The organism is Mycobacterium sp. 1423905.2 (assembly GCF_001673155.1).
Lineage (GTDB): Bacteria > Actinomycetota > Actinomycetes > Mycobacteriales > Mycobacteriaceae > Mycobacterium.
Window position 1 is genome coordinate 1 of the sequence record NZ_LZLE01000300.1, and the last position, 5,801, is coordinate 5,801.

Consider the following 5,801-nt stretch of genomic DNA (forward strand, 5'->3'; position numbering starts at 1 on the left):
CGTCGACTTCGGCGGTTACCAGGCTGCTGAACAGGTCGTCACCGGGGTGCCGGCGGCGCTCGGCGGCCAGCGATCCGGCCACCTGGTGCAAATAGATCTGATTTTCCAGCAGCACCTCGAGCGGGTTACGCCCATCGAGGTAGACCGGGTCGGCCCAGGACACCAGCGCGTCGGCGGCGTGGGCAACCCGTTGGCGTTCCGATTCCGGAATGCCGACCATGTCCGACAGCGTGCGGATGGGCAGTTCCTTGGCGCAGTGGTCGACGAAGTCGGCGCCGCTGCCGGCCTCGCGCAACTCCTCGACAATGCTCTTGGCGTTGTTCTGGATCGATTCGTCGATGCGGCGGACCTGCCGGGGAGTGAAGGCGGCGTGGGCCAGCTTGCGTAGCTTGGTGTGCCGCGGCGGGTCCATGGCCAGGAAGGATTGGGAGGCTTCGAGCAGTTCCTCGGGCACGTTGGCGAACATGACGCCCTTGCCGGACAGGAACACCTCGCTGTTGCGACTGACGGCGACGATGTCGTCGCGTCGGGTGACCGCCCAGTAGCCGGGATCGTCCGGGTCGTGCATCAGGTTGTCCTCGACCGGCGGTTGCCAGCTGACCGGCCGTTCGGCGCGCAGGACGGCGAACGAGCGGTCCCGTTCGTCGGCGGTCGCCGACCAGAACGCATGCGAGGACACGTCGACCGCGTCGTACGGACGGGTTGTCGAATACGTCGTTGTCATCGCGGCGGTCCTCCCTTGACTATGACCTCGGTCACGCAGCATGACCCTATGACTAGACACTATGTCTAGTCAATACGTCGCGACGTCGACTATGCTGCTGCTCGCAGGAGGTGACATGCCGTCGGTGACTCGCAAGTCCCAGGCCAATCGGCAGCTACGCCGGGAGCAGATGGAACGCCGGTTGCTGGAGGCCACCGAACGGCTGATGCGCGAAGGCGCCAGTTTCACTGAGCTGAGCGTGGATCGGCTGGCGACCGAGGCCGGTATTTCGCGCGCCAGCTTCTACATCTATTTCGAAGACAAAGGCGATCTGCTGCGCCGTCTGGCCGGCCAGGTGTTCGGTGATCTGACCTCCGGCGCCCAGCGGTGGTGGGGGGTGGCCTGGCGGCATGACCCGGACGACGTGCGAGCCGCGATGGCCGCGATCATCGCCAGCTACCGCCGTCATCAGCCGGTGCTGGTCGCGCTCAACGAGATGGCCGCCTATGACCCGGTCACCACGGAGACTTACCGCGAGTTGTTGACTGCCGTGTCGGAGCAATTGACTCAGGTGATTCGGGACGGGCAGGCCGACGGGTCGATCCGCGGTGACCTGCCGGCAGCCACCACGGCTAGCGCGCTGACCTGGATGGTCGAGCGAGCCTGCCAGCAGAATCTACCGGCCAGCCCGCCCGAGTACGACGCTGAGCTGGCCACCTCGTTGACTGAAATCGTATGGGGTGCCTTGTATTTGCGACCGGCCACCGCACAGTGAGCGTGCTACACGGCCACCAGGTCGTCAGCGTGCACGGCCGGCCGGCGCAGTTCGCCGGGCAGGTCTGAGGTGGACCGGCCCATGATGGCAGCCAACTCCGTCGCGTCGTAGGCGACGACGCCGCGCGCCACCATGGCCGTGTCCGGCCCGACCAACTCGACGACGTCACCGCCGAAGAATCGGCCGGAGACGGCGGTGATCCCGGCGGGCAGCAGAGACCGGCGTTGCCGGACAACGGCCCTCACGGCGCCCTCGTCCAGGGTCAGCGACCCGGCGGATTCGGCGGCGTAACGCACCCAGAACCGGCGTGCCGACATCCGTTCGGGCCGGGCGGCGAACACCGTGCCCACCGACGCGTCAGTGAGCGCGGACGCGGCATCGGTCGCCGGAGCCAGTAGCACCGGCACGCCGGCGTCGGCGGCCAGCAGCGCCGACGACATTTTCGAGGCCATGCCGCCGGTGCCCAGATGACTACCCGTTCCGGCGACAACGCCATCCAGATCGGCCGGCCCGGAAACCTCGGGGATGAACCGCGCTCCGGGCGTCTTGCGAGGATCAGCGTCGTAGAGTCCGTCGATGTCGGACAACAGCACCAGGGCGTCGGCACCCACCAGATGGGCCACCAGCGCCGAGAGCCGATCGTTGTCGCCGAACCGGATCTCGTTGGTGGCCACCGTGTCGTTCTCGTTGACGATCGCCACCGCGTGCAACGAGCGCAGCCGGTCGAGGGTGCGTTGGGCGTTGGTGTGCTGTACCCGCATCGAGATGTCGTGCGCGGTCAGCAGCACCTGCCCCACCGTCCGGCCGTACCGGGCAAACGCGGCGCTCCACGAGTTCACCAGCGCGACTTGGCCTACGCTGGCCGCCGCCTGCTTGGTCGCCAAATCCTTTGGCCGACGGGGTAATCCGAGCGGTTCCAGGCCGGCGGCGATGGCGCCGGAGGAGACGATGACCACGTCAGAGCCTGCCTTCATCCGCGCCTCGATCGCGTCGGCGAGTTCGGCCAGCCGGCTGGCGTCGAACATGCCCGACGGGGTGGTCAATGCGGTGGTCCCCACTTTGACGACCAGGCTGCGCGCGGTGCGGACTGCTTCGCGGTGCGGGCTGGTCATCAGGCTTCTCCGTCGCCCCGAGGGTGCTCGCGGCGCTGCCGGCGGGCGGCCTTGCGCTCGGCGGCGCCGACTCGCTCCGTGCGGTCCAGCCGCGCATCGGTGCCCCGGCCCGACATTGCGACGTGATCGCCGGCTGGGGTCTGCGGTTCCCAGTCGAACGTCATGTCGCCGATGGTGACCGCACAACCGGGCCGCGCGCCCAACCGCAGCAGTTCTTCCTCGACACCCAGCCGGGCCAGCCGATCCGCGAGGTAGCCGATGGCCTCGTCGTTGTCGAAGTCGGTCTGGCCCACCCAGCGCTCGGGCCGCGCACCGGTTACCACGAAGCCTCCGTGGCCGTCCGGTTCGACCGTGAAGCCGCTGTCGTCGACCGGAACCGGGCGGATCACTGGTCGGCGCGGCACCACATGCGGCTGGGCGGCACGGTAGTCGGTGATCATCTGCCACAGCCCGAAAATCAACGGCTGCAGGTTCTCGCGAGTGACTGTCGACACCATGAAGACCGGCCAGCCGCGCTGCGCGATCTCGTCGTGGACGAACTCGGCCAGCTCGCGGGCCTCGGGCACGTCGATCTTGTTGAGCACCACGGCGCGGGGCCGCTCTGCCAGGTCGCCCAGCGCAGCGTCACCTTGCAGGGTCGGTGTGTAGGCCGCCAGTTCGGCTTCCAACGCGTCGATATCGGAGATGGGGTCGCGACCCGGCTCGTTGGTGGCGCAGTCCACCACGTGCACCAAAACCGCGCACCGTTCGATGTGCCGCAGGAAGTCCAGACCCAAGCCGCGGCCCTGGGACGCGCCGGGGATCAAGCCGGGAACGTCGGCGACCGTGAACGAATGCTCGCCCGCCGAAACCACACCCAGGTTGGGGGCAAGTGTGGTGAACGGGTAGCCGGCGATCTTCGGCTTGGCCGCGGAGATGACCGATACCAGCGACGACTTGCCGGCCGACGGGAAGCCGATCAACCCGGCGTCGGCGACGGTTTTGAGCTCGAGGGTTAGGTCGCGCGCTTCACCTTGTTCGCCCAGGAGGGCAAAGCCGGGGGCCTTGCGGGCCCGGGAGGCCAGCGCGGCGTTGCCCAGCCCGCCGCGGCCACCGGCGGCGGCTTCGAAACGCGTTCCCGCGCCCACCAGGTCGGCCAGGATCCGGCCGCGTGCGTCGAGCACAACAGTGCCGTCGGGCACCTTGACTTCCAGGTCAGCACCGGCGGCGCCGTCGCGATTGCTGCCCATTCCCTGCTTGCCCGACGGCGCGGTGATGTGGGGGCGGAAATGGAAGTCGAGCAGGGTATGCACCTGCGGGTCGACGACAAAGACCACGCTGCCGCCGCGGCCACCGTTCCCGCCGTCTGGGCCGCCGAGCGGCTTGAACTTCTCCCGATGGACCGACGCGCAGCCATTACCGCCGTTTCCCGCTCGCGTGTGGATGACGACGCGGTCGACAAATCGCGGCATCGGCCTTCCTTACATACCTTCCAAACCGAAATCTACGTCTCGCCAAGCTAGTGATGCCGGCTGTACAAACGTCGATCTCGACTGGAACGACGCCGGATCAGGCCTCTTGGCTGGCCGGCCCCACGATGCTGATGGTCTTGCGTCCGCGCTTGACACCGAACTGGACCGCGCCGGAAGCCTTGGCGAACAGGGTGTCGTCACCGCCGCGCCCGACGTTCACACCCGGGTGGAACTTGGTACCGCGCTGACGGACCAGGATCTCGCCCGCTTTGACGACCTGGCCGCCGAATCGCTTGACGCCCAGCCGCTGCGCGGCGGAGTCGCGGCCGTTACGGGAGCTGGAAGCACCCTTTTTGTGTGCCATGTCTTCTCGCCTCGCTAGTTGATGCCGGTGACCTTCAGGACCGTCAGTTGCTGACGGTGCCCCTGACGCTTGTGGTAGCCGGTCTTGTTCTTGAACTTGTGGATGCGGATCTTGGGGCCTTTGGTGTGCTCGAGGACCTCACCGGTCACCGCGACGTTGGCCAATGCGGCCGCGTCGGTAGTGACGTCGGCACCGTCGACCATCAGGGCGACCGGCAGGGACACCTGCGCACCGGGCTCGGATTCGAGCTTCTCGACCTTGACCACGTCTCCGACGGCGACCTTGTACTGCTTGCCGCCGGTCTTGACGATTGCGTAGGTCGCCATCGTTGCTCCTGCCTGTTCTCAGCCGCTGCTCGGCGCGTGGCGCGCGAACTCCCGGCGGTGCGGTGGTGGGTCTTGGGTGCGGGCCTGAGCTGGTTCTTTGAGCTGAGCCCCGCTGACGCCGGCCGACCTGGCAGCCTGACGACAACTGTCCAAGGGTACTTGACCAGCGGCTACAGGGTCAAACCGGCCCGGTCTCAGTCCGAGTGGATGGGCGGGCCCGCCGGTCGGCCTGCCGCCCGCCGGCGCCGTGGGCGCTCCCCCGCCGATGCGGCCGAAGCCAGCGGCTGGTCGGCGGTGTCCGCGGTGTCGTCCTCGTCGGAATCCGCATCCTCGGTGTCGGAGTCAGAGTCGAGTTCGTCGAGGTCGTCGTCCTCGTCCTCGTCGTCGTCTTCGGCGTCATCCTCGTCGTCGACGTCTTCGTCGTCTTCGTCGTCGAGTTCGTCGAGATCTTCGTCGTCGAGCTCGTCCTCATCGTCGGAGTCCTCGTCGTCGGAGTCCTCGTCCGAGTCGTCCTCGCTGTCCTCGAAGTCGGCGTCTTCGCTGTCGTCGCTGTCCAGATCGGCGGCTGCGCGCTCTTGGGTCTGCTCGTCGGCCTCGGCGGTGAGTTCGTCGTCGGAGTCACCGGACTCGTCGTCGTCGCGATCGGCCGCCGCGGCCATGGCCTTGAACATCGGGTGTTCGCCCGGCGCGTGCGACGGGACCTTGGCCACGATGTTCTTGTCAGTGTTCTTGTCAGTGGGCTCTTCGGAGCGGTTTTTCTTCGACCGCCGGTTGCGGCGGCTGCCGGACTCCGACTTGCGCCCGGTCGCCGGCGCCGAGTCGACGGGGTCGGCGTGCAGCAAGATCCCGCGGCCGCTGCAATTCGGGCAGGAGGTGGAGAACGCTTCGATCAAGCCGGTGCCCAGCCGCTTGCGGGTCAACTGCACCAGGCCCAGCGACGTCACCTCGGACACTTGGTGGCGGGTGCGGTCGCGGGCCAGCGCCTCGGTGAGCCGCCGCAGCACCAGATCCCGGTTGGATTCGAGCACCATGTCGATGAAGTCGATGACCACGATGCCGCCGATGTCGCG

The 5,801-nt window shown here is 67.7% G+C and carries 6 protein-coding genes and 1 pseudogene; 1 reads left to right on the plus strand and 6 read right to left on the minus strand.

The window, feature by feature from the left end; translation table 11 throughout:
* A pseudogene (locus A9W95_RS19845) lies at window positions 1-724 on the minus strand (cytochrome P450); the annotation flags it as partial.
* Window positions 725-839: 115 nt separating this feature from the next.
* Between A9W95_RS19845 and A9W95_RS19850 the strand changes: the two are divergent.
* Window positions 840-1,478 (plus strand): TetR/AcrR family transcriptional regulator, encoded by a 639-nt coding sequence (locus A9W95_RS19850; protein ID WP_067416653.1) that lies wholly within the window; start codon window positions 840-842, stop codon window positions 1,476-1,478.
* 5 nt (window positions 1,479-1,483) lie between these two features.
* On the opposite strand, the gene proB is transcribed toward A9W95_RS19850, so the two are convergent.
* From proB to A9W95_RS19875, 5 genes are all read right to left on the minus strand, one after another.
* On the minus strand, window positions 1,484-2,590 hold the full coding sequence (gene proB / locus A9W95_RS19855) for a glutamate 5-kinase (protein ID WP_067416642.1): 1,107 nt from the start codon (window positions 2,588-2,590) through the stop codon (window positions 1,484-1,486).
* A complete protein-coding gene (gene obgE / locus A9W95_RS19860) occupies window positions 2,590-4,041 on the minus strand; it encodes a GTPase ObgE (protein ID WP_067416644.1) in 1,452 nt (483 codons plus the stop codon). Before obgE ends, proB begins: the two co-directional genes overlap by 1 nt.
* Before the next feature lie 97 nt (window positions 4,042-4,138).
* Window positions 4,139-4,405, minus strand: a complete 267-nt coding sequence (rpmA, locus tag A9W95_RS19865) for a 50S ribosomal protein L27 (RefSeq protein ID WP_067416647.1) — start codon at window positions 4,403-4,405, stop codon at window positions 4,139-4,141.
* A gap of 14 nt (window positions 4,406-4,419) precedes the next feature.
* Window positions 4,420-4,731, minus strand: coding sequence for a 50S ribosomal protein L21 (gene rplU, locus A9W95_RS19870; RefSeq protein ID WP_067416650.1), 312 nt, complete (start codon window positions 4,729-4,731; stop codon window positions 4,420-4,422).
* A gap of 194 nt (window positions 4,732-4,925) precedes the next feature.
* On the minus strand, window positions 4,926-5,801 hold an 876-nt coding region (locus A9W95_RS19875), incomplete at its 5' end, for a ribonuclease E/G (RefSeq protein ID WP_172826665.1).

What these genes read in the sequence shown, in the direction of transcription:
- A9W95_RS19850 (WP_067416653.1), top strand. Translation starts at nt 840, where the DNA reads ATGCCGTCGGTGACTCGCAAGTCCCAGGCCAATCGGCAGCTACGCCGG.
- proB (WP_067416642.1), bottom strand. Translation starts at nt 2,590, where the DNA reads ATGACCAGCCCGCACCGCGAAGCAGTCCGCACCGCGCGCAGCCTGGTC.
- obgE (WP_067416644.1), bottom strand. Translation starts at nt 4,041, where the DNA reads ATGCCGCGATTTGTCGACCGCGTCGTCATCCACACGCGAGCGGGAAAC.
- rpmA (WP_067416647.1), bottom strand. Translation starts at nt 4,405, where the DNA reads ATGGCACACAAAAAGGGTGCTTCCAGCTCCCGTAACGGCCGCGACTCC.
- rplU (WP_067416650.1), bottom strand. Translation starts at nt 4,731, where the DNA reads ATGGCGACCTACGCAATCGTCAAGACCGGCGGCAAGCAGTACAAGGTC.